A 20,059-nucleotide genomic window follows, 5' to 3' on the forward strand; every position below is an offset into this window, starting at 1 on the left:
GCGCACCGCTTCGTCTTGCGCCGAATTCTGTTGTCTGGCATCCTGTTCTGTTCGGCTCCGACCGGGCCACCCACACCGGGTGAGACACCATCGAGCTGCCCGCCGGGGTTGGGCCGAGGGGTGGACATCGAGTCGCGGCCCAGCCGGCTCGATGGCCATATCCATCCCCGCGGGCAGGTTCGCATCTCCTTCCTCTCGTCCACCGCCGGTGGGCGGATGCGGCTCGATCGGGTAGCGTTTCGCTCAGCTTTCGACGGTGACACCGCGCGCGAATGTCGGGAGGGGCGCGCCGCGGTGCGGTGTGTAGGGGGTTTCAACGTGTGCCCGGAGCCCGCGGTCGACATGACGGCGGAGACCGTACCGCGCCTGACCGACGTGGTCGCGCGACGGTTGAACGAGGACCCGGCGGTCACTCCCGACGTGGCGCATGCCGTTCTGCGCGCGCTGGGCGCCATCGATTCCCGCCTCCGGGCAACCGAATTCGACGACTCCGGCATCTTCCTGCGCGCGATCCGAGTGCGCGGCTTCCGCGGCATCGGCCCCGAGGTGACGTTGCGCGTGCCGCCCGGCCCTGGCCTGACCCTGGTGGTCGGGCGCAACGGCAGCGGCAAGTCCAGCTTCGCCGAGGCCGCCGAACTGGCGCTGACCGGCGGCAACCGCCGCTGGGAGGGCCGCTCGGCCGCGTGGCGCGAGGGCTGGCGCAACCTGCACGACGGCGATATCGCCCGCATCGAACTGGAGTTGCTCACCGGCGGAGCCGATCCGGAGCTGACCATCGCCAAGGAGTGGTCGCCGAAGGACGAACTCACCGAGGCGCGCTGGACCGAGCGGCGCAAGGACGGCGCACCGGCGGATTTCGACGCGGGACGGTGGGCATCGGTGCTCGAGCTGTACCGCCCGTTCCTGTCCTACAGCGAGCTGGGCACCCTGGTCGACGGCAAGCCGAGCGACCTGTTCGACGCGCTGCACCAGCTGCTCGGCCTCGACGAACTCACCCTGGCGCAGGAACGGATTCGCGCGCGCAGGCTCGAATTGGAGCGCGCCGCACGGGATTCCCGGCAGGAGCGGCTCGACCTGCTCGCGGCCATGGAGACGCTGGCCGACGACCGCGCGGTACGAATGGCCACCCTGCTGCGCCCCGCGCAACCCGACCTCACCGCGGTCGGCCGCGACATGCTGGGCGGCGCCGACGGCGGCGACGGCCCGGCGGGCCTGCGCGCCATCGTGCGGCTCGCGCTGCCCACCGAGGCCCAAGTGGACGCGGTCGCCACCCGGCTGGAGTCCTGCGCGGCCGCACTGGCGCGGGATTCCACCGCCGACGCCGAGGCCGACCTGCGGGTACTGGAACTGCTGCGCCGCGCCCGCGAACACGCTGCGGCGAACGGGGATTGCGCCTGTCCGGTCTGTGGGCGGGGCAGGCTGGACGCGGAGTGGGCCCGCGGCGCGGACGCCTCGATCGCGCGGCTGAGCGCCCGGGTCGACGCGCTCACCACCGCCCGTGACGAGCTACGCAACGCGGTGCGCGCCGCGCGGGCGCTGCCCGACCACGTACCGCCCGAACTGGACTTCGATCCGCGCAATCCGCCCACCGTCGACACCACCGCGGTGCGCGCGGCCTGGATGGAGTGGGCCGCGCTGAGCCACGCGGAGTACTCCCAGGAACTGCCGGATCGGTTGCGCTGGGCGCACACTCGGCTCGTCGACGAGCTCGAGCTGGTCCAGCAGGGCACCCGCAAGGAGCTCGACCGGCTCGACGAGGTGTGGGCCCCGCTGGTGCCGCGGATCGCCGCCTGGCTGGAGGGTGCGCGCGAAGCGGCCCTGCGGGCGGGCGAGCTGCGCACACTGAAACGCGCCGAGGATTGGCTGAAATCGGCGACGGCGGGTCTGCGCGACGAGCGCATGGCCCCGTTGGAGACCACCGCGCGCTGGGTCTGGCGCACCCTGCGCCAGCAGAGCAATGTGGAACTCGGCGCGATTCGCTTGCAGGGCAACGCGGGCACCGCGCGCCGGGTGCTGCTCGACGTCACCGTCGACGAGGTGGACGGCGCGGCGCTCGGCGTGATGAGCCAGGGCGAGCTGCACGCGCTCGGCCTCTCGCTGTTCCTGCCGCGGGCGACGGTGGAGGAGAGCCCGTTTCGCTTCGTGATGATCGACGACCCGGTGCAGGCCATGGACCCGGCGAAGGTGGACGGGCTGGCCAGGGTGCTCGCGTTCGTCGCGTGGACGCGGCAGGTCGTGGTGTTCACCCACGACGAGCGGTTGGCCGAGGCGGTGCGCCGGATGCAGCTGGATGCCTGCGTGCTGGAGGTGCAGCGGCGCGAACGGTCCGTGATCGAGGTGCGCACGTCGAGCGATCCGGTGCGGCGCTACCTGGACGACGCGCGGTCGCTGGTGCGTACCCCGCAGCTACCGGAGGCGATCGCGGACGAGCTCGTCGCGACCTGCTGCCGGTCGGCGGTGGAGGCGGCCAGCCTGGCCAGGGCGCGGCGCGAGCTGCTGGCGCGCGGCATGAACCATCGCGAGGTGGAGCGGCACATCGAGGGCGCGCAGACCACGAGGGCGATGGTGGCGCTTGCGGTGATGGGCGTGCAGTACAACGTCGACAACCTCAACAAACACCTTGCGCGAGAAGGCAGATGGCTGGTCGGCGCGTTGCGCGACGTGACGGCGGGCGCGCACGTGCCCATCGATCGCGGCATGCGGGAGCTGATCGCGAACACCGAGCGGTTCATCGCCTGGATGGGCCGGTGACCGGGTCGCGCGGACCGCGGCGTCGTCCGCCCGGCCGGCCGCGCGGAGCCAAGCAGAATGCGCCGCGCCCGACGGTCGCCGAGCGGCTCGACGCGGTGGACCGGCTGCTGGACGGCGAGGTGACCGCGGCGGGCGGGGTGTGGTCGCGGGCGACGGCCTGGATTCTGCGGCTGGCCCTCGAACAGGCGGTGGACGAATTGTGGGTGCGCCTCGCGCCGGAGCTGGTGCGTTGCCCGATGCGCGCCCAACTGCTCGCGCTGCGCGTCTACGCCGGACCGGAGACCGGCGCGCAGGTGGCCGCGGTGTGGGCGGCGCTCTCCCGGGCCGCTCACCATCACGATTACGAACTCGCGCCGAGCGTCACCGAACTGCGGCGCTGGCGCGAGCAGACCGCCGCCGTCGCGGGCGTGCTGGCCAGGGTCGGCCGCGGGGATTCGGTGTGGGTGCGCACCGAGATCGTCCCGGAGTGACCGGGCGGGGGAGAATCCGGGCATGGATGAGTCGCAGCCGTGTCCGTGTCGTCGCGGGGAGTCGTTCGGGGAGTGTTGCGGTCCGGCGCTGTCGGGCGTGCGGCCCGCGGCGACGGCGGAGGCGTTGATGCGGTCGCGCTACACCGCGTTCGCCGTCGGCGACGTCGATTATTTGCGGCGGTCCTGGCATTCGCGGACCAGACCGCGGCGGCTCGAGCTGGATTCCGACCAGCGGTGGATGTTCCTCGAGATCGTGCGCACCGAGCGTGGCGGGCCGTTCGACGACACGGGGACCGTGGAGTTCGTCGCGCACTACCGCGCCGAGGGCGGACGCGGCTCGATGCACGAGGTCAGCCGGTTCGTGCGGGAGAACGGCGCGTGGGTCTACCTCGACGGTGTCGTCGAGCCGTGAGCACGGAGCGCGCTCGTGGCCGTGCTTCGGTAGCGTCGACTGCTATGCCACGTGTCGCGATCGAGTACTGCACCCAATGCCGCTGGCTGCTGCGGGCGAGCTGGATGGCGCAGGAACTGCTGAGCACCTTCGCCACCGAACTGGGCGAGGTCGCGCTGATCCCGGGCACGGGCGGGGTGTTCCGGATCACCGTCGACGGCGATCAGGTGTGGGAGCGCAAGGCCGACGGCGGGTTTCCCGACATCGCCGTGCTCAAGCAGCGGGTGCGCGACCGGGTCGCGCCGGACCGTGACCTCGGCCACGCCGACCGGCGCGAGGGCGAGCGCACCGACTGAGCCGCGGGCGGGTCAGCCGCAGCAACCGCCGCCGCAGCAGCCGCCACCGCTCGGCGGGGGCGTCGGAGCCTGCGGTGCGCCGCCGCCACCACGGCCGACGGTGGCGAACGTGGTCAGCAATTTCACCGTGTCGTCGTGGCCCTGCGGGCAGGCGGCCGGGTCCGACGACTGGGCCATGGGGCGGTTCACCTCGAAGGTGTCACCGCAGCTGCGGCAGCGGAAGCTGTAGTTCGGCACCGGCCAAGGGTAGCGCCCTGATCACGGTTGATGCGTCCTACCGGTGGCGCCCGCGAAATCGCACGTACTCTCGAAAAGAGATCACGACGTGCGGACCCGGGGTGTGGCAAACCCTCAGCGCACCGATGGGTCGCGGGCAGGAGGTGCGGGACGATGAGCACTCGGTTCGAGATCGAACGGGACTGGGATGCGGACGGCGCCGGGCCCATAGTCCAGACCACTTCCGGCCGGGTGCGCGGATTCCTGGACGGACCGATCGCCGCATGGCGCGGCATTCCCTATGGCGCGCCGGTCACCGGGACGCGGCGTTTCCGGCCGCCGACCCCGCCGGAGCCGTGGGACGGCGTGCGTGACTGCCTGACGTTCGGCGCGATCGCCCCGCAGACGATGGGCGCCATGGTGCCGGTCGATTCGGAACTGCGGATGGGCGAGGACTGTCTCTGGCTGAACGTCTGGGCGCCCAGCAGTCACGAGCAGGAGCCGCGTCCGGTCATGGTCTGGCTGCACGGCGGCGCCTACTGCCTCGGCACCGCGGCCCAGCGCATCTACGACGGTCGCAAGCTCGCCGAGACCGGCGACGTCGTCGTGGTCGGCGTCAACTACCGGCTCGGCGCGCTGGGATTCCTCGACCTGTCCTCGCTGTTCCGCGGGTTCACGCCGAATCTCGGACTGCACGATCAACTCGCGGCGCTCGAGTGGGTGCGCGACAACATCGCGCGGTTCGGCGGCGATCCGGACAACGTCACCTTGTTCGGCGAGTCCTCCGGCGCCGGATGCGTGACGGCCCTGCTCACCGCGCCGCGGGCGGCGGGGCTGTTCCACCGCGCCATCGCCCAGAGCCCGCCCGCCACAACTGTCTTCGGCCAGGAGCGCGCCGCGATCGTGGCGCGGCGCTACCTGGAGCTGCTGGAGATGTCCCCGACGCAGGCCCTCGACCTGATCGACTTGCCCATCGAACGGGTGGTGCAGGTGGCCGGGGTGCTGTTCGACGAGATTCCGCTCAAGGAGCCGGGGCGTCTGGCCGCGGCGCCGGTGGTGGACGGTGACCTGCTACCGGGTTATCCGATCGACCTGTTCCAACGGGGCCGTTCCCATCAGGTGCCGCTCATCGTCGGCACGAACAAGGACGAGGCCTCGCTGTTCCGGCTGTTCCGCTCGCCGATCATGCCGGTCACGCCGGACGCAGTGAACATCATGCTGCGCGACGCGGCGGCCAACCATCCGGGTCTGTCGGCCGAGCGGATCGCCGAGATCACCTCGGCCTACCCCGATCTGGCCAAGACCCGCGGCGCGCTGGCCATGTCCACCGACGCGGCGTTCCGGATGCCCGCGCACTGGGTGGCCGACGCGCACGCGGCCCATTCGATGACCTGGGCCTACCGCTTCGACCACGCCACCCCGATGCTGCGCGCGGCCCGCGTCGGCGCCGGGCACGCCACCGAATTGCCGTATGTTTTCGGCAATTTCGGCACCTTCAACCACGACCCCACGTTCTGGCTCGGCGGTCGCAAGCAGGCGACGGAGGTGTCCGGGCGGATGATGCGCCGCTGGCTGGCCTTCGCCAGGCACGGCGTGCCCGCCGCGCTGGACGGTTCCAAGCACTGGCCGCCCTACCGGTCGTCGACGCGCACCACGTTGCTCATCGACGCCGCCGACCGCGTCGTCGACAATCCCGACCGCGACCAGCACACCGCGTGGGGCGACCAAGCCGTCGGCTTCAGCTGAGCCGGGTTCAGACCGAGCTGGGTTCGGGCGCCTCGGCCTCCGCGCGACGGCCGAGGCGCACGGGCATGCGCTCGTAGCCGTGCAGCGTGAACAGCTCCCTGCGCTGCGGCGGGCCGTCCAGGCGCAGATCGGGGAACCGCTCGAACAGCGCGCGCAGCGCGTAGACGCCTTCCATGCGGGCCAGGCTCGCGCCGAGGCACGCGTGGATGCCGTTGCTGAAGGAGAGGTGATCCTTGGCGTTCGGGCGGGCCACGTCGAAGCGGTCCGGTTCGGAGAAAGTCTTCGGGTCGCGGTTGGCGCCCGCCAGCGACAACACCACGGTGTGGCCCTTGCGCAGCTGCTGGCCGTCGAGCTCGATGTCGGTCAGCGCCGTGCGCGCGGTGGTCTGCACCGGGGAGTCGATGCGCAGCACTTCCTCGATCGCGTTCGGCCACAGCTCCGGTTCGGCGCGCAGCCGGTCCAGCTGGTCGGGGTGGGTGAGCAGCTGCACGACGCCGTTGCCGATGAGGTTGACCGTGGTCTCGAAACCCGCGCCCATCAGCAGGCTCGCGGTGGCCTTCAGCGCGTAGTCGTCCAGGTCGCCCGCGGTGACCAGGGTGCTCATGATGTCGTCGCCGGGTTCGCGGCGCAGCCGGGCGATGTGACCGTCGAAGTAGTCGTTCATCACCTCCATCGCCTTCATGGCGCGGAGGTGCGCGCGCCATGGGATGCCGACATCGAGCAGCGGGGTCAGCTGGTCGCCCCAGGCGAGGAAGCGGGCGCGATCCGCATCGGGGAAGCCGAGCATTTCGGAGATGATCGCGATCGGCACCTGGGAGGCGAACGAGGCGACCAGGTCCGCGGATCCGCCGGACGGCAGCGCGTCGAGCAGCTCCTCGGTGACCGTCTCGACCCGCTCACGCAGTTTGGCGATGGCGCGCGGGGTGAACGCCGAGGCCACGGGCTTGCGCATGGCCGTGTGGTCGGGCGGATCGATCACCAGCATGGAGGGCGGCTCGACCGGGTTGGGCGGCATCGGCGAGCGGTCCGCGAGCAGTTGCATGGGTTTGGGGATGTCGAAGCTCTCGGTGTTGCGCACACCGAAGCGGGTGTCCCGCAGAATGGTTCGGCACAGCTCGTGGTCGAAGGTGGCCCAGGACAGCGAGGTGCGCATGATCCTGCCGCGCCCGCGCATCTCCTCGATCAGCGGATACGGATCGGCGATCCCGTCCGGCCCGCCCATCAGCCGCGCGAACGGATCACCACGGCGCGCCCGGGTACGCAAGACCAGCCTCGGCAAGCCTTGCTGCGACAACCAACGAACCCAATACTGCGGCTTCATATCCCACCAACCCCATCGTTGTGCGATACCTCCACCGTACGGACTTCGCCCCAGTTCTGGAACGTCCTCCGGTCGGATGCGTTCTCCTACCGGAGTAGGAGAACGCTCCCGCGCCGCCCGACGGCGACGACCGCGACGTCAGCCGACCTGTGCGGTGACGCGTTCGGATTCGATGCGGCGCTGGCGCTGGTCGGGGTCGGGGTTGACGACCTGGACGAGGGAGGCGCCCGCGGCGAGGACGGCGACGAAACCGTTGATCAGTTCGTCGGGGGTCTCCCACGGTGCGCTCGACAGCACCCGGTCGCCCTCCGCGAAACCTTGGCGCATGGCCGACTTCCGCGCGGCGGCGAGCACCTCGGCGACCGGCATGCCGTCCAGCGCGACGCCCGCGCCGCGCGGGAAGAACTGGTCGCCGTGCACGCGCACCGCGGTGGCGAAATCGGTGATGCCGACCGGCAGGTCCCTGATCGGAGCGCCGAGCGGATCCAGCGACAGCGCGGCGACCTCGGCGACGCCGTCGGCGTCATCGATGCGGTCGGCCGTCACCAGCGCCAGGTCGGCGTCGGGATCGGGACTCAGCACCACCTCGGTGCCCGCCCACCAGCAGCCCAGCAGCACGGCGGCGGTCTGCCAGTGCGCGGGGAGCAGCACCGCGACTCGCGCGCCGGGGCTCAGGCCGAATTCGTCCCGGAGCAGGTTGGCCGTCTTGGCGGCCCAGTTCGCCACCGTCAGCCCGGACAGCTCGATCCGGGCGCCGGTGGCGTCGTCGTAGTAGGTGACACGCGGGCCCGCGGGTTCGCGGGCGAGGATCGGGTCGAGCACCGCCTCGGTGAGAGTCAGTGCCTGGTTCTTGTCACGCATCAGTGGCTTCACGATTCAGTTCACGCATTTCGGTCCATTCTGGCCTGCGTCGATCGGTGGGGCGGGCGGAACCGGCGTCGCGGATGTCGACGTTCCGGAGAGGTCGAACATGGTGCTCGCGGCCGAGCCCGGCCCAGAATAGTCGCTCGCCAGCACGACGCTCACCGAGTCCGGCGACATCGACGGGTCCGCGACCACCGTGAGCTTGCCGAGGGCTTCGGCGACAGCCTTGGCCTTCGGATCCGCGGTGTCCGCCGCGAGCACCCGGCTGCCGGTGACACTCCCACCGGAATAGTTGCCCACCCGGCCCGCCTGGAAACCCTTGGCCGCCAAGGCTTGCGACACTTGAGCCGCCAGCCCGCCGACGCCGCCCGCGTTGAGCACGTTCACGGTGACCGTCGCCGGGTCCGCCGCGGGCGCCGAGACCTCCTCGGCCTCGGCCTGCTCGCCGACCAGCGAGGCCACATAGGACTTGACCGCCTTGGGATCCACCCGCACCACCGACTCGCCGTCGCTGGTCGTGCCGTTGAGATCGGTCACCGGGATGGTCTCGAACTGCACCTGACCGCCGGAGAGATCCTGGAGCTGCTGGAGGAAGGCCACCACGTCCCAGTCCTCGTCGAGCACCACGGTGCGTCCCACCGCCTCGCTGAGGTGGCTCAGGCGCGCCGGATTGGCGAGCATCTTCGCGCTGAGCATCTGACCGACCAGCTGGGCCATGAACACCTGCTGGCGCACGATCCGGTCCAGGTCGCCGCGCTGCAGGTCGTGGCGCTGACGCACGAAGCTCAGCGCCCGGGGCCCGTCCAGCCGCTGGCGGCCCGCCGGGAATTCCGCGCCCGACATCCACTCGTCGACCGGGTTGTTCAGGCACACCTCGACGCCGCCGACCGCGTCGGTGAGCAGCACGAAACCGAGCAGGCTGACCTCGGCGTAGTGGTCGACGGTGATGCCGGTGAGAGTGGCGACGGTCTTGATCAGCGCCTGCCGCCCCGCCTTGGTGGACTGCCGTTCGGCCTCGGCCTCCGGGACGCCCTGCTCGATCAGCTTCTCTCGCTCTGCCTCCTTGGTTACGCCGTACGCCGAATTGATCTTGCCCGTGCCGATGCCGGGAATGTCGACGTAGGAGTCGCGGGGCAGCGAGATGGCGGTCGCGGACCGGCCGTCGTTGGGCACCCGGACCAGCACGATGGTGTCGGTGTTGGTGCCCACCTCGTCGCCCGCGTGCAGCATGGCCCGTTCGGCGTTGGTGAGCGGATTGCCGTGCGCGTCGGTGCGACTGTCCACCCCGACCAGCAGGATGTCGACCGCGCCGTCGCGGCCGCCGCCGAGACCGAGGTCGCCGATGCGCTCGATGTTGGCGATCAGCGAATCGACGCTGTGCCAGGCGAAGCCGGTGATGACCAGCACCACGGCCGCCACGGCGGCGACGAAGGCGTGCAGCAGGCCCCACGAATCGGCGCCGGTGTCCGCGCCGGCGAGTCGCGACCGCACCGGTGTCCTCCTCCGCTGCAACTGCGCATCCTCTCGACAAGCCCCTGTATGCACCCCGACCGCCCCCGCGTCCGCCCGCCCCCGGAAGACGCCGCTCAAGGCTAACCAACGGTTACCCCGCGCGGCCGTACCCGCAGGTGTCACGGCGTGCCAGACTTGCGCCCGTGACCGCCGCCGTACCGCCCGCCGCCACCGCACGTCTCGTCGTCATCGGGGCCGCGGGCCAAGTCGGCAGGGAGTTGTTGCGCCTGGCCCCGAACGCCCGCGGTTACCGCCGCGCCGACCTCGACATCACCGACGCCGACGCCGTGCGCGCCGTGATCGCCCCCGGTGACGTGGTGCTCAACTGCGCCGCCTACACCGCGGTGGACAAGGCCGAGTCGGAACCCGATGCCGCGTTCGCGGGCAACGAGACCGGCCCGGCCGTGCTCGCCGCCGCCTGCGCGCGCGCCGATGCCCGGCTCATCCATCTCTCCACCGACTATGTCTTCCCGGGTACCCAGCGCGCGCCGTACGACACGGACGACCCCACCGGTCCGGCCACCGTGTACGGGCGATCCAAGCTCGCGGGGGAACGGGCCGTGCTGGATTCGGCTCCGCACGCGCACGTCGTGCGAACGGCCTGGGTGTATACCGGGCGCGACAACGATTTCGTGGCGACCATGCTGCGCCTGGAACGCGAGCGCGAGACCGTCGACGTGGTGGACGACCAGATCGGGTCGCCGACCTACGCCGCCGATCTCGCCGCGGGCCTGCTCGAGCTCGTCGCGCGGCCCGGCGCACCGCGGCTGCTGCACGCGACCAACGCCGGCGTGGCGAGCTGGTTCGACCTGGCGAGGGCGGTGTTCGAGGAGATCGGCGCCGATCCGGAGCGCGTGCGCCGATGCGATTCCACGGCGTTCCCGAGACCGGCTCGGCGCCCGTCCTATTCGGTGCTGTCGGACCGGTCCTGGGTGACGGCCGGTCTTGCGCCGCTGCGGGACTGGCGCAGCGCGCTGCACGACGCGCTGCGCGCGGTACGGGCCTGAATCCGGTGAGAAACGGTTGGCCCGTGGCCTTTTCGATCACCGCGTCGCGGCGTCCCCGCGAGCGGTGGAAGACCGATCGGTCTGGGGCCGGGTTCGCACCGGAGGACGCGCGGTCACGTCGTTCCGACTAGGCTTTCGGGTCGTGAGTGAGCGTAAGCGAGTGAACCATCGACACAGCGCGCCTGCGCGCACGACGCAGCCGAGCGTCAGCGAGGCGGAGTCGTGAGCGCTTCCGATTCCACGGCCCCGGGTGGCCTTGCCGTCGTCACGGTGACTTATTCACCCGGCGAGCACCTCGAGCACTTCATCACAACCCTCGCCCACGCCACCAGCGAGAAACCGCAGGTGATCCTGGCCGACAACGGGTCGGTCGACGGCGTGCCCGAGCTGGTGGCCGAGGCCAACTCGCACGTGCGGCTGCTGCGCACCGGCGGCAACATCGGATACGGCGGCGCGATCAATCGCGCCGTGGCCGAGATCGACCCGAGCATCGAATTCGTCGTCATCGCGAATCCCGACGTCCGCTGGGGCTCCGACTCCATCGACAAGCTGCTCGAGGCCGCCGAGCGCTGGCCGAGGGCGGGCGCGCTCGGGCCCATGGTGCTCGAGCCGGACGGCAGCGTGTACCCGTCGGCGCGGTCGGTGCCCGGCCTGCTGGACGGGGCGGGCCACGCCATCCTCGGCACCGTCTGGCCGGGCAACCCGTGGACCCGCCGCTACCGGCAGGAGAACGAGGAGATCTCCGAGCGCAACGTCGGCTGGCTGTCCGGCTCGTGCCTGCTGGTGCGCCGCGCCGCCTTCGACTCGATCGAGGGCTTCGACTCCCGCTACTTCATGTACATGGAGGACGTCGACTTCGGCGACCGCATGGGCAAGGCAGGCTGGCACAATGTGTTCGTGCCCACGGCCGAGGTCACCCACGCCAAGGGCCACGCCGCGGGGCGCCACCCCGAGGTGATGCTGCCCGCGCATCACGCCAGCGCGTACCGCTTCCAAGCCGACCGGCATCCGCACTGGTGGCAGGCCCCGCTGCGGCTCGCGTTGCGCGCCGGACTTGCGATTCGCTCCCGGATTGCGGTTCGATCTGCGCTGCGTGAGTTGGCCCGGGAGCGCGGCCGACAGGCGTAGGAGCACGGCCGACGAGCGCGGACCGCGGCCACCGGGCGTAGCTGCCACGGTGACGGCCGCGGGAAAGCGGTCGCCTCGGACCGGTGCCCGGCTCGGAACGATCCACTGTGAACAGGGGAACTTTGATGGCAGGACATCCAGGCACCGACGCCGTGATTCTGGTCGGCGGCCAGGGCACGCGGTTGCGCCCGCTGACCCTCTCGGCACCCAAGCCGATGCTGCCGACAGCGGGCCTGCCGTTTCTCACCCACCTGCTCGCGCGCATCGCCGAGGCCGGGATCTCCCACGTCGTGCTCGGCACCTCCTTCAAGGCGGAGGTGTTCGAGGAGCACTTCGGCGACGGCGCCGAGCTCGGCCTGGAGCTCGAGTACGTCACCGAGACCGAGCCGCTCGGCACCGGCGGCGGCATCCGCAACGTGCTGCCCAAGCTGCGCGCCGACAACGTCATGGTGTTCAACGGTGACGTGCTCGGCGGCACCGATCTCGGCGCGATCCTGGACACCCACGAGGCGACCAACGCCGACGTGACGCTGCACCTGGTACGCGTCTCCGATCCGCGCGCGTTCGGCTGCGTACCCACCGACGAGAACGGCCGGGTCACCGCGTTCCTGGAGAAGACCCAGGATCCGCCGACCGATCAGATCAACGCGGGCTGTTACGTCTTCCGCCGCGAATACATCGAGAAGATCCCCTCCGGGCGTCCGGTGTCGGTGGAGCGCGAGGTTTTCCCCGCGCTGCTCGCCGAGGGCGCGCGGGTGCAGGGCCACGTCGACTCGTCGTACTGGCGTGACATGGGCACCCCCGAGGACTTCGTGCGCGGCTCGGCCGATCTGGTCCGCGGCATCGCCCCCTCGCCCGCGCTGCCGGGCCAGCGCGGCGAATCGCTGGTCCACCCCGGCGCGGGCGTCGCACCCGGCGCGCTCCTCATCGGCGGCACCGTCGTCGGCCGCGGCGCGGAGATCGGCGCGGGCGCTCGCCTCGACGGCGCGGTGATCTTCGACGGCGCCATCGTCGAAGCGGGCGCGACCGTCGAACGCTCCATCATCGGCTTCGGCGCCCGTATCGGTCCCCGTGCCCTGGTCCGCGACGGCGTCATCGGCGACGGCGCGAACGTCGGCGCCCGCTGCGAACTCCTGCGCGGCGCCCGCGTCTGGCCCGGCGTCGAGATTCCGGACGGCGGCATCCGCTTCTCCACCGACGTCTGACGGCAATCCGTTCGCACAGACCAGCCAAGCGCCTCACAGCGGCACCTCCGTTGTGAGGCGTATGCACGCTGTGTGAGGCCGCCGAGGGTACTGGCCACATCGCCTGGACCTTGTGCACGCAGCGCAGCGCAGACCAGTCTGTGCGCGGACTGCGGGGCCACCGAGGCTGCGGTGTGTCTGGACGGCGCAGCGTTCAGTCGGAGCGTTTCCAGACGTAGCGGGTTTTGGGGCGGCCCGCGCGGCCGTAGTCGGAGCGGCGGACGACGAGGCCGTCGTCGGCGAGCTTCTCCAGGTAGCGCCATGCGGTGATGCGGGAGACGCCGATGCTGGTCGCGGTGTCGGCGGCGGTGATGCCGTCCTCGGCGCCGCGCACGATCCGGGAGATCTCCTCGAGTGTCTGCGGGGCAACGCCTTTCGGGGTGTTGGCGCGCTGGTCGGGGGTGCGCAGGGCGCTGAGGGCACGGTCGATGTCGAGCTGGGTCAGCGCGGACTCGCCCGCGGGCAGCGCGGTGCGGAACTCCCGGTAGCGCTCCAGCTTGTCGGCGAACGCGGCGAACGTGAACGGCTTCAACAGGTAGAGGACCACGCCGCTGGCGACGGCGGTACGCACCATGGCCAAGTCGCGAGCCGAGGTGATGGCGATGACGTCCGGACTCGGCGCCAGGCCGCTGAGCGCGGCGGCGACGTCCAGGCCGCTGGTGTCGGGCAGGCCGATGTCCATCAGCACCAGGTCGACGGGTGCGCCCTCGGCCGCGGCCGCGGCGGTCGCCCGCATGGCCTCGCGTCCGGTGTGCGCGACACCGATCGGGGTGAAGCCCGGGATGCGTTCGACGTAGGCGCGATGCGCCTCGGCGATCAGCGGCTCGTCCTCCACGATCAACACTCGGATCACGATGCGTCCTTTCCTGACCCGCGCGGAATGGTCACCGTCACCGCGCTTTCCGGCTCGCGGGCGTCGATCGTCCCGCCGTGCCTGGTGACGACCCGGTGCACCAGCGCGAGGCCGAGCCCGTGATGGTCGTCCTTGGTGGTGTACCCCCGCTCGGCCGCCCGCGCGAACGTCTGCGCCGACATTCCGGGCCCGCTGTCGGAGACGCGCAGGAAAAGATCCGAATCTGCTTGGCGCACTGTGACTTCCACCCACGCGCCCGCGCTGTCCGCGGCGGCGTCGATGGCGTTGTCGATCAGGTTGCCGACCAGTGTGACCGCCTCGCGGGCGGAGAGCGGCGCGGTGGCGTCGAGGGCGGTGTCCGCCGAGATCGTCAGCTCCACACCGCGTTCGGCGGCCTGATTCACCTTGCCGAGCAGCAGCGCGGCCAGCGCCGGATCGCCGACTGCGCCCATCATCCGGTCGATCAGCGATTGGGAGAGCCGCAGTTCGGCGGTCGCGAATTCGACCGCCTCGCGACACCGGCCGAGCTCCACCATGGTGATCACCGTATGCAATCGGTTGGCGGACTCGTGCGCTTGGGCGCGCAGCGATTCGGCGAAACTGCGCACCGAGTCGAGTTCGCCGAGCACATGGCGCAATTCGGTGTGATCGCGGATGGTCATGACGGTGCCGAGCGAGTGGCCCTGCGAGGTGACGACGTCCTGGTTGACCAGCAGGATCCGGTCGTTGGTCACGTGCATCTCGTCGCGCACCGCGCCCCAGCTCATGTGGTGCATCGAGACCGGCAGGTCGCCGCGCAGCACGATGCCGTCAGGCAGGTCGAGCAGCCGCCGCGCCTCGTCGTTGACGACCTCGGCCTGCTCGCCCGCGCCGAAGACGACGAGGCCCTCGTGGATCGAATGCAGCACCGCGTCGTGGTGTTCGTACATGACGCGCAGTTCGTCGGGCGCGAGGCCGTGGGTCTGGCGGCGCAACCGGCGGCTGAACAGGAACGAACCGAGCGCGGCGACCGCAAGGCCCGCGCCCGCGACGCCGAGGATCTTCGGTAGCTGCGTGGCGACCTGATCGCCGATGCGCGCTCGCGTGACGCCCGCGGATACCAGCGCCACGATCCGATCGTCGTTGTCATACACCGGAGTCACGGCGCGGATGGACGGTCCGAGCGTGCCCGTGAACGTCTCGGTGAACGTCTCCCCGGCCAGCGCCTTGTCGATGGTGCCGCTGAACGGCTGGCCGATGCGTTCGGGGTTGGTGTGGGTGAACCGCGTCCGGTCCGGCGCCATCACCACGATGAAGTCCATTCCGGTCTGCACCCGAATTCGCTCGGTCACCGGTTGCAGCTGCTCGGTGGGGTTGGCGGAGAGCACCGCCGCGCGGGTGGACGGAGCGTGCGCCACGCTCACCGCCACGTCGGTGACCTCCTGTTCGGTGGTCACGTCGCTGGTGTGCCGTGCGTCGATCACCGCGAGCACCACCGCGATGGCGATCATCAGCGCGAGCACCACGAGTTGCAGGACGAAAGCCTGGCCGGCGAGGGAGAGCCGCGGGCCGCGCGGCCGTCTCTCGCCGCGAGCGCGCGGGCCGGACCCGGCGGCGTCTGTGAAGCGACGACGTCGCACGAGCTGACCTCCACTGAACGTTATGCACCAAACAGTGACCCGCGTCACGCGCGTCGTCATCATTTTGCACACGCGGCCGGTAAGGCCCGCATTCCGGTACCACTCGGAGGACATGATTCGCCATGAGCGACACACCCCGCGCGTCGCGGCGCGACCGCACCCACTGGCTGTATCTGGCGGTCATCGCCGCTGTCGGCGCAGGCATCCTGGTCGGCTGGCTCGCGCCTGACGTCGGCGTCTCGCTGGCCCCGCTCGGCACCATGTTCGTCGATCTGATCAAGATGATGATCGCGCCGGTCATCTTCTGCACCATCGTGCTCGGTATCGGTTCGGTGCGCGCCGCGGCCACCGTCGGCAAGGTCGGCGGGATGGCGCTCGGCTACTTCCTGATCATGTCGACGGTCGCGCTCGGCATCGGCCTTGTCGTCGGCAACCTGCTCGAGCCGGGCAGTGGGATGAACATCGCCAAGACCGCGGGCGCGGGCGCGAAGTACGCCGACCAGGCGCACAGCGCGGGCGGCACCTGGGATTTCATCAACAACATCATCCCGACCACGCTGGTTTCCTCGCTCACCGAGGGCAGCGTGCTGCAGGCGCTGTTCGTCGCGCTGCTCGTCGGCTTCGCGGTGCAGGCCATGGGCAGCGCGGGTGAGCCGATCCTGCGCGCGGTGACGCTGGCGCAGAAGCTGGTGTTCCGTGTCCTGTCGATGATCCTGTGGCTGGCCCCGATCGGCGCGTTCGGCGCGATCGCGAACGTGGTCGGCAAGACCGGCCTCGACGCGGTGGTGCAGCTCGCCACCCTGATGATCGCCTTCTACCTGACCTGCCTGGTGTTCGTCTTCGGCGTGCTCGGAGTGCTGGTGCGCGTGGTGTCCGGTGTGTCGATCCTGAAGCTGGTCCGGTACCTGGCGCGGGAGTACCTGCTCATCGTCGGCACGTCGTCCTCGGAATCGGCGCTGCCGCGGTTGATCGCGAAGATGGAGCACCTCGGCGTCGAGCGCACCACGGTCGGCGTCGTCGTGCCGACCGGATACTCGTTCAACCTGGACGGCACCGCCATCTACCTGACCATGGCCTCGATCTTCATCGCCGACGCGATGGGCAAGCCGCTCAGCCTGCCCGAACAGCTGGGCCTGCTGCTGTTCATGATCGTCGCCTCCAAGGGCGCGGCGGGCGTCACCGGCGCGGGCCTCGCGACCCTCGCAGGCGGTCTGCAGAGCCACCGTCCGGAGCTGCTCGACGGCGTCGGCCTGATCGTCGGCATCGACCGCTTCATGTCCGAGGCCCGCGCGCTGACGAACTTCTCCGGCAACGCGGTCGCGACCGTGCTGATCGGCACCTGGACCAAGACCATCGACGTGGACCAGGTCCGGCTGGTGCTCGACCGCAAGCTGCCCTTCGACGAACGCACCATGATCGACGAGCACGCCGCGCCGGAGGCCGCGGAACCGGCTGAGCAGAACCTGGTCTCGGCCTGACACCCGACGTCCCCGGCCAACGTCGGGGCCGCGGGCGGCATCGCACCACCCACTGCCTCCGCGGGCCGGTGCCGCCTTGGCGATCGACGAAGGGCCCGCATATCCCGCGGGCCCTTCGTTCGTTTCCGCGCCGGTGCTCGTTCCGGTGTGGTTCAGACCGCCCACTTGCCGGGGTTGAGGTGGTACTGGACGAGCGCGGTGGCGTGGCCGTGGCCCATCCCGTGCTCGGTCTTCAGCCACTCGACCTGCGGCTTGTGCCCCTCCAGACCGCAGTCGCGCAGCAGGGTGAACCATTCGTCGATGCCGCGGCCGTACTTGGTCTCGATGGTGGGGAAGTAGGACGCGGGGCCGTGCGGCTTGGTCGCCATGGTTCGTTCTCCTGTGCTCGCGGTGTCTTCAGAGAAATGGACGGCGCTGGGTCGCGCAACTCATCGCGGGAACCGGGTCTATGTCGCGGATCACACCGCGGCGGCGACGCGATCGTCCTTCGTGACCGCCCGTTCCCGGATCAGCAGCGCGCCGGTGAGCGCCACGAGCGCGGCGGTGAGTCCGTGGATACCGAAGGCCGCGCCCGCCGAGCCGTCCCAGCGCAGCACGGTGAGCATGTCGCCGAACGGAATCAGCGCGATCACCACGGTGGCGATGCCGAGCGCATACCGCTGCTTCGCGGCGAGCAGGGCCAGGATGACCAGACCGGACGCGATGTCGCGCACGCCCTTGAGGTTCATGAAGGCCGCGGCCTCGCCGTCCGGCCAGGCGGGCAGGCCGAAGCCGGGGGCGACGCTGTCGGGCGCGATCACGTAGCTGAGGCCGACGTAGAGGATGAACGCCGCGCCGATCAGGGACAGGACGGTGGCGATGCGGGAGATGGTCACGGGGTGCTCCTCGGTGGTGCTCTGAATTCTAGCGTCGCTAGATCTGAGAGCAACGGTAGACGAGCCTCGATAGATTGTCTAGCGGTGCTAGAATTTTGGCATGAGCACCCAGACTCGCAAGGAACGCGAACGGGCCGAACGCCATCGGCGCATCATCGACACCGCACGCGAACTCGCCGAGTCCCAAGGCTGGGAATCGGTGACGGTGCGCAGGCTGGCCGACCGCATCGAGTACAGCCAGCCCGTGCTCTACAGCCACTTCGCGGGCAAGACCGCGATTGTCACGGCGGTCGCCGAACAGGGCTTCGCCGAACTCGCCGACGCCTTGCGCGCGGCGCACGCCGGCGCCGAGACCCCGGCCGCGGCGCTGGAATCCGTGGCCAGGGCGTACCTCGACTTCGCGGACGCCAATCCCGCCCTCTACGACGCGATGTTCCTGATGAAGACCGACCTGGCCTTCGGACCGGAGGCGCCACAGGCGCTGCGCGACGGCTGGGGCGAGCTGGAACGCCTGTTCCGCCCGTTCGTCGGCGAACCCGATCTCGGGGCGCGCACCGAAGTGGCCTGGAGTTCGATCCACGGCATGGCCACCCTCGGCCGCGGCGGCAGGCTGCTGCCGCAGTTGCGGGAGGCGCGACTGCGGATCCTGGTCGACGAATGGCTGGCCGGCGTGGGGGCCGTCGAGCGCAGGTAGCGTGGGGCCATGGCTGATGTGGTGGTGGTCGGCTCGGGACCCAACGGCTTGGCCGCGGCGGTGGTCCTCGCCTCTGCGGGACTGTCCGTCGAGGTGTACGAGGCCGAGACCACAGCGGGCGGGGGCGCGCGTACCGCGGAGCTGACGCTTCCCGGGTTCCACCACGACGTGTGCTCCGGCGCGCACCCGATGGCCTTGGCTTCGCCGTTCTTTCGCGCCTTCGACCTCGGCGCCCACGGGGTCGACCTACTCGCCCCCGAGGTGTCCTACGCGCATCCGCTCGACGGCGGCCGGGCCGGTCTGGCTTGGCGGGATCTCGATCGCACCGTCGCGGACCTGGGCCGCGACGGCGACGCCTGGCGGCGGCTGTTCGAACCGCTGGTCGGGAACTGGCGGAGCGTGGTCGACCTGACCATGGCCGACCTGCGTCGCCTGCCCCACGATCTGCCCACCGCGGTGCGCTTCGGTCTGCGGCTCGTCGAACAGGGCTCGCCGCTGTGGAACGCGCGGTTCCACGAGGACATCGCGCCCGCACTGCTGACGGGCGTGGCGACCCACGCGATCACCTCGCCGCGCGCCCTGCCCGCGGCAGGCGCAGGGCTGCTGCTTGCCACGCTCGGTCATGCGGGCGGCTGGGTCGTTCCGCGCGGCGGCAGCCAGGCCATCCCGGACGCGCTCGTCGACCGACTCGAAGAGCTCGGCGGCCGGGTGCACGTCGGCCACCGGGTGGACTCGCTGGACGAGTTCGCCGGTGCGCGCGCCGTCCTGCTCGATCTCGCGCCGGAGGGTCTGCTTCGCCTGGCCGCCGACCGGCTGCCCACCCGATATGCCAAGCGGCTGCGGCGATTCCGCTACGGCGGCGCGGCGTGCAAGGTCGATTTCGCGCTCTCCGGTCCGGTGCCGTGGCGGGCCGAGGGATGCGAGCGCGCGGGCACCCTGCATCTGATCGGCAGCCGCGCCGAGGCGATGGCCGCCGAAGGCGCGGTCGCCGCGGGCCGGCACGCCGAGCGTCCGTATGTGCTCGCCATTCAGCCGGGCGTGGTCGATCCCAGCCGCGCGCCCGGTGACGCGCAGACCTTCTACACCTACGCCCATGTGCCGAACGGCTCCGATCGCGACATCAGCGACGCGGTCATCGCCCAGGTGGAGCGCTTCGCGCCCGGCTTCCGCGATCTGATCCTCGCCACGAACGTGTGCACCGCCGCGGAAATGCCCGCGCACAACGCCAACTACGTGGGCGGCGACATCTCGGCGGGCGCGATGACCTTGCGCCAGACCGCGTTTCGCCCCGCCCCGCGCTGGAACCCGTACGCCACCCCGCTGCCCGGCGTCTACCTGTGTTCCTCGGCCACCCCGCCCGGCCCCGGCGTGCACGGTATGAACGGCGTGCACGCCGCCCGCCACGTGCTGCGCCACGAATTCGACATCCGCACCGACCCGCTCGATCTGCTGCGCGAGCGTCAGCCGCAACACCGCTGACCGCCGCCCCGTGCCCAATGGTGCTCACGCACTGTGGGCAACGGTGCTCACGGAA

General features: G+C 70.8%; 19 protein-coding genes. 11 read left to right on the plus strand and 8 right to left on the minus strand.

Translation table 11 applies throughout. From position 1 onward, the window contains the following. The first annotated feature begins 342 nt into the window (after positions 1-342). The 4 genes from ACRWNM_RS14945 to ACRWNM_RS14960 are packed head-to-tail and all read left to right on the plus strand — an operon-like array spanning position 343 to position 3,968. Positions 343-2,751, plus strand: a complete 2,409-nt coding sequence (locus ACRWNM_RS14945; protein WP_431967743.1) for an AAA family ATPase — start codon at positions 343-345, stop codon at positions 2,749-2,751. Further along, positions 2,748-3,221: a hypothetical protein gene (locus ACRWNM_RS14950; RefSeq protein WP_431967745.1), complete on the plus strand. Its 474-nt coding sequence runs from the start codon at positions 2,748-2,750 to the stop codon at positions 3,219-3,221. The genes ACRWNM_RS14945 and ACRWNM_RS14950 overlap by 4 nt, the downstream gene beginning before the upstream one ends. 22 nt (positions 3,222-3,243) lie before the next feature. Continuing rightward, on the plus strand, positions 3,244-3,633 hold the full coding sequence (locus ACRWNM_RS14955; protein ID WP_431967747.1) for a YchJ family protein: 390 nt from the start codon (positions 3,244-3,246) through the stop codon (positions 3,631-3,633). A gap of 44 nt (positions 3,634-3,677) precedes the next feature. Then, entirely contained in the window at positions 3,678-3,968 is a 291-nt protein-coding gene (locus ACRWNM_RS14960; protein ID WP_431967749.1) for a SelT/SelW/SelH family protein, read from the plus strand. Between the two features lie 12 nt (positions 3,969-3,980). Here the strand turns inward: ACRWNM_RS14960 and ACRWNM_RS14965 are convergent, their stop codons facing one another. After that, complete coding sequence (locus ACRWNM_RS14965; protein WP_357453088.1) at positions 3,981-4,205, minus strand: FmdB family zinc ribbon protein; 225 nt, start codon at positions 4,203-4,205, stop codon at positions 3,981-3,983. Positions 4,206-4,358: 153 nt separating this feature from the next. Here ACRWNM_RS14965 and ACRWNM_RS14970 point away from each other — a divergent pair, with 153 nt between their 5' ends. Then, positions 4,359-5,930, plus strand: coding sequence for a carboxylesterase/lipase family protein (locus ACRWNM_RS14970; protein WP_431967752.1), 1,572 nt, complete (start codon positions 4,359-4,361; stop codon positions 5,928-5,930). Positions 5,931-5,937: 7 nt separating this feature from the next. Here the strand turns inward: ACRWNM_RS14970 and ACRWNM_RS14975 are convergent, their stop codons facing one another. The 3 genes from ACRWNM_RS14975 to ACRWNM_RS14985 form a co-directional block, all read right to left on the minus strand. Further along, on the minus strand, positions 5,938-7,251 hold the full coding sequence (locus tag ACRWNM_RS14975; protein WP_431967754.1) for a cytochrome P450: 1,314 nt from the start codon (positions 7,249-7,251) through the stop codon (positions 5,938-5,940). 138 nt (positions 7,252-7,389) lie between these two features. Continuing rightward, the gene (locus tag ACRWNM_RS14980) at positions 7,390-8,112 is read right to left on the minus strand and encodes a TIGR03089 family protein (RefSeq protein ID WP_431967756.1); all 723 of its coding nucleotides are present in this window, start codon (positions 8,110-8,112) and stop codon (positions 7,390-7,392) included. A 15-nt stretch (positions 8,113-8,127) separates the two neighbouring features. Continuing rightward, entirely contained in the window at positions 8,128-9,558 is a 1,431-nt protein-coding gene (locus ACRWNM_RS14985; protein WP_431967981.1) for an LCP family protein, read from the minus strand. Between the two features lie 212 nt (positions 9,559-9,770). Here ACRWNM_RS14985 and rfbD point away from each other — a divergent pair, with 212 nt between their 5' ends. The 3 genes from rfbD (at position 9,771) to ACRWNM_RS15000 (ending at position 12,967) form a co-directional block, all read left to right on the plus strand. Beyond that, positions 9,771-10,634, plus strand: coding sequence for a dTDP-4-dehydrorhamnose reductase (gene rfbD / locus ACRWNM_RS14990; RefSeq protein ID WP_431967757.1), 864 nt, complete (start codon positions 9,771-9,773; stop codon positions 10,632-10,634). Positions 10,635-10,856: 222 nt separating this feature from the next. Then, positions 10,857-11,762, plus strand: a complete 906-nt coding sequence (locus tag ACRWNM_RS14995) for a glycosyltransferase family 2 protein (RefSeq protein ID WP_431967759.1) — start codon at positions 10,857-10,859, stop codon at positions 11,760-11,762. 125 nt (positions 11,763-11,887) lie between these two features. Beyond that, positions 11,888-12,967, plus strand: coding sequence for a sugar phosphate nucleotidyltransferase (locus ACRWNM_RS15000; protein WP_431967761.1), 1,080 nt, complete (start codon positions 11,888-11,890; stop codon positions 12,965-12,967). A 193-nt stretch (positions 12,968-13,160) separates the two neighbouring features. On the opposite strand, the gene ACRWNM_RS15005 is transcribed toward ACRWNM_RS15000, so the two are convergent. Together ACRWNM_RS15005 and ACRWNM_RS15010 are read right to left on the minus strand one after the other, a co-directional pair. Continuing rightward, positions 13,161-13,859: a response regulator gene (locus tag ACRWNM_RS15005; protein ID WP_431967763.1), complete on the minus strand. Its 699-nt coding sequence runs from the start codon at positions 13,857-13,859 to the stop codon at positions 13,161-13,163. After that, entirely contained in the window at positions 13,856-15,349 is a 1,494-nt protein-coding gene (locus ACRWNM_RS15010) for an ATP-binding protein (RefSeq protein ID WP_431967983.1), read from the minus strand. The genes ACRWNM_RS15005 and ACRWNM_RS15010 overlap by 4 nt, the downstream gene beginning before the upstream one ends. Before the next feature lie 251 nt (positions 15,350-15,600). Between ACRWNM_RS15010 and ACRWNM_RS15015 the strand changes: the two genes are divergently transcribed. Further along, on the plus strand, positions 15,601-16,956 hold the full coding sequence (locus tag ACRWNM_RS15015) for a cation:dicarboxylate symporter family transporter (RefSeq protein ID WP_431967765.1): 1,356 nt from the start codon (positions 15,601-15,603) through the stop codon (positions 16,954-16,956). A gap of 152 nt (positions 16,957-17,108) precedes the next feature. On the opposite strand, the gene ACRWNM_RS15020 is transcribed toward ACRWNM_RS15015, so the two are convergent. Continuing rightward, positions 17,109-17,324, minus strand: a complete 216-nt coding sequence (locus ACRWNM_RS15020) for a DUF4287 domain-containing protein (RefSeq protein WP_431967767.1) — start codon at positions 17,322-17,324, stop codon at positions 17,109-17,111. A 90-nt stretch (positions 17,325-17,414) separates the two neighbouring features. After that, positions 17,415-17,831 carry a DUF4267 domain-containing protein gene (locus ACRWNM_RS15025; RefSeq protein WP_431967769.1) on the minus strand — a complete coding sequence of 139 codons (417 nt, stop codon included), beginning with the start codon at positions 17,829-17,831 and terminating at the stop codon, positions 17,415-17,417. Positions 17,832-17,931: 100 nt separating this feature from the next. Here ACRWNM_RS15025 and ACRWNM_RS15030 point away from each other — a divergent pair, with 100 nt between their 5' ends. Both ACRWNM_RS15030 and ACRWNM_RS15035 read left to right on the plus strand, forming a co-directional pair. After that, the gene (locus ACRWNM_RS15030) at positions 17,932-18,525 is read left to right on the plus strand and encodes a TetR/AcrR family transcriptional regulator (RefSeq protein WP_431967771.1); all 594 of its coding nucleotides are present in this window, start codon (positions 17,932-17,934) and stop codon (positions 18,523-18,525) included. Positions 18,526-18,534: 9 nt separating this feature from the next. Further along, positions 18,535-20,004: a phytoene desaturase family protein gene (locus ACRWNM_RS15035; protein ID WP_431967773.1), complete on the plus strand. Its 1,470-nt coding sequence runs from the start codon at positions 18,535-18,537 to the stop codon at positions 20,002-20,004. Positions 20,005-20,059: the final 55 nt, after the last annotated feature.

Origin of the sequence: Nocardia sp. bgisy134, assembly GCF_965341865.1 — a bacterium.
Classification (GTDB): domain Bacteria; phylum Actinomycetota; class Actinomycetes; order Mycobacteriales; family Mycobacteriaceae; genus Nocardia.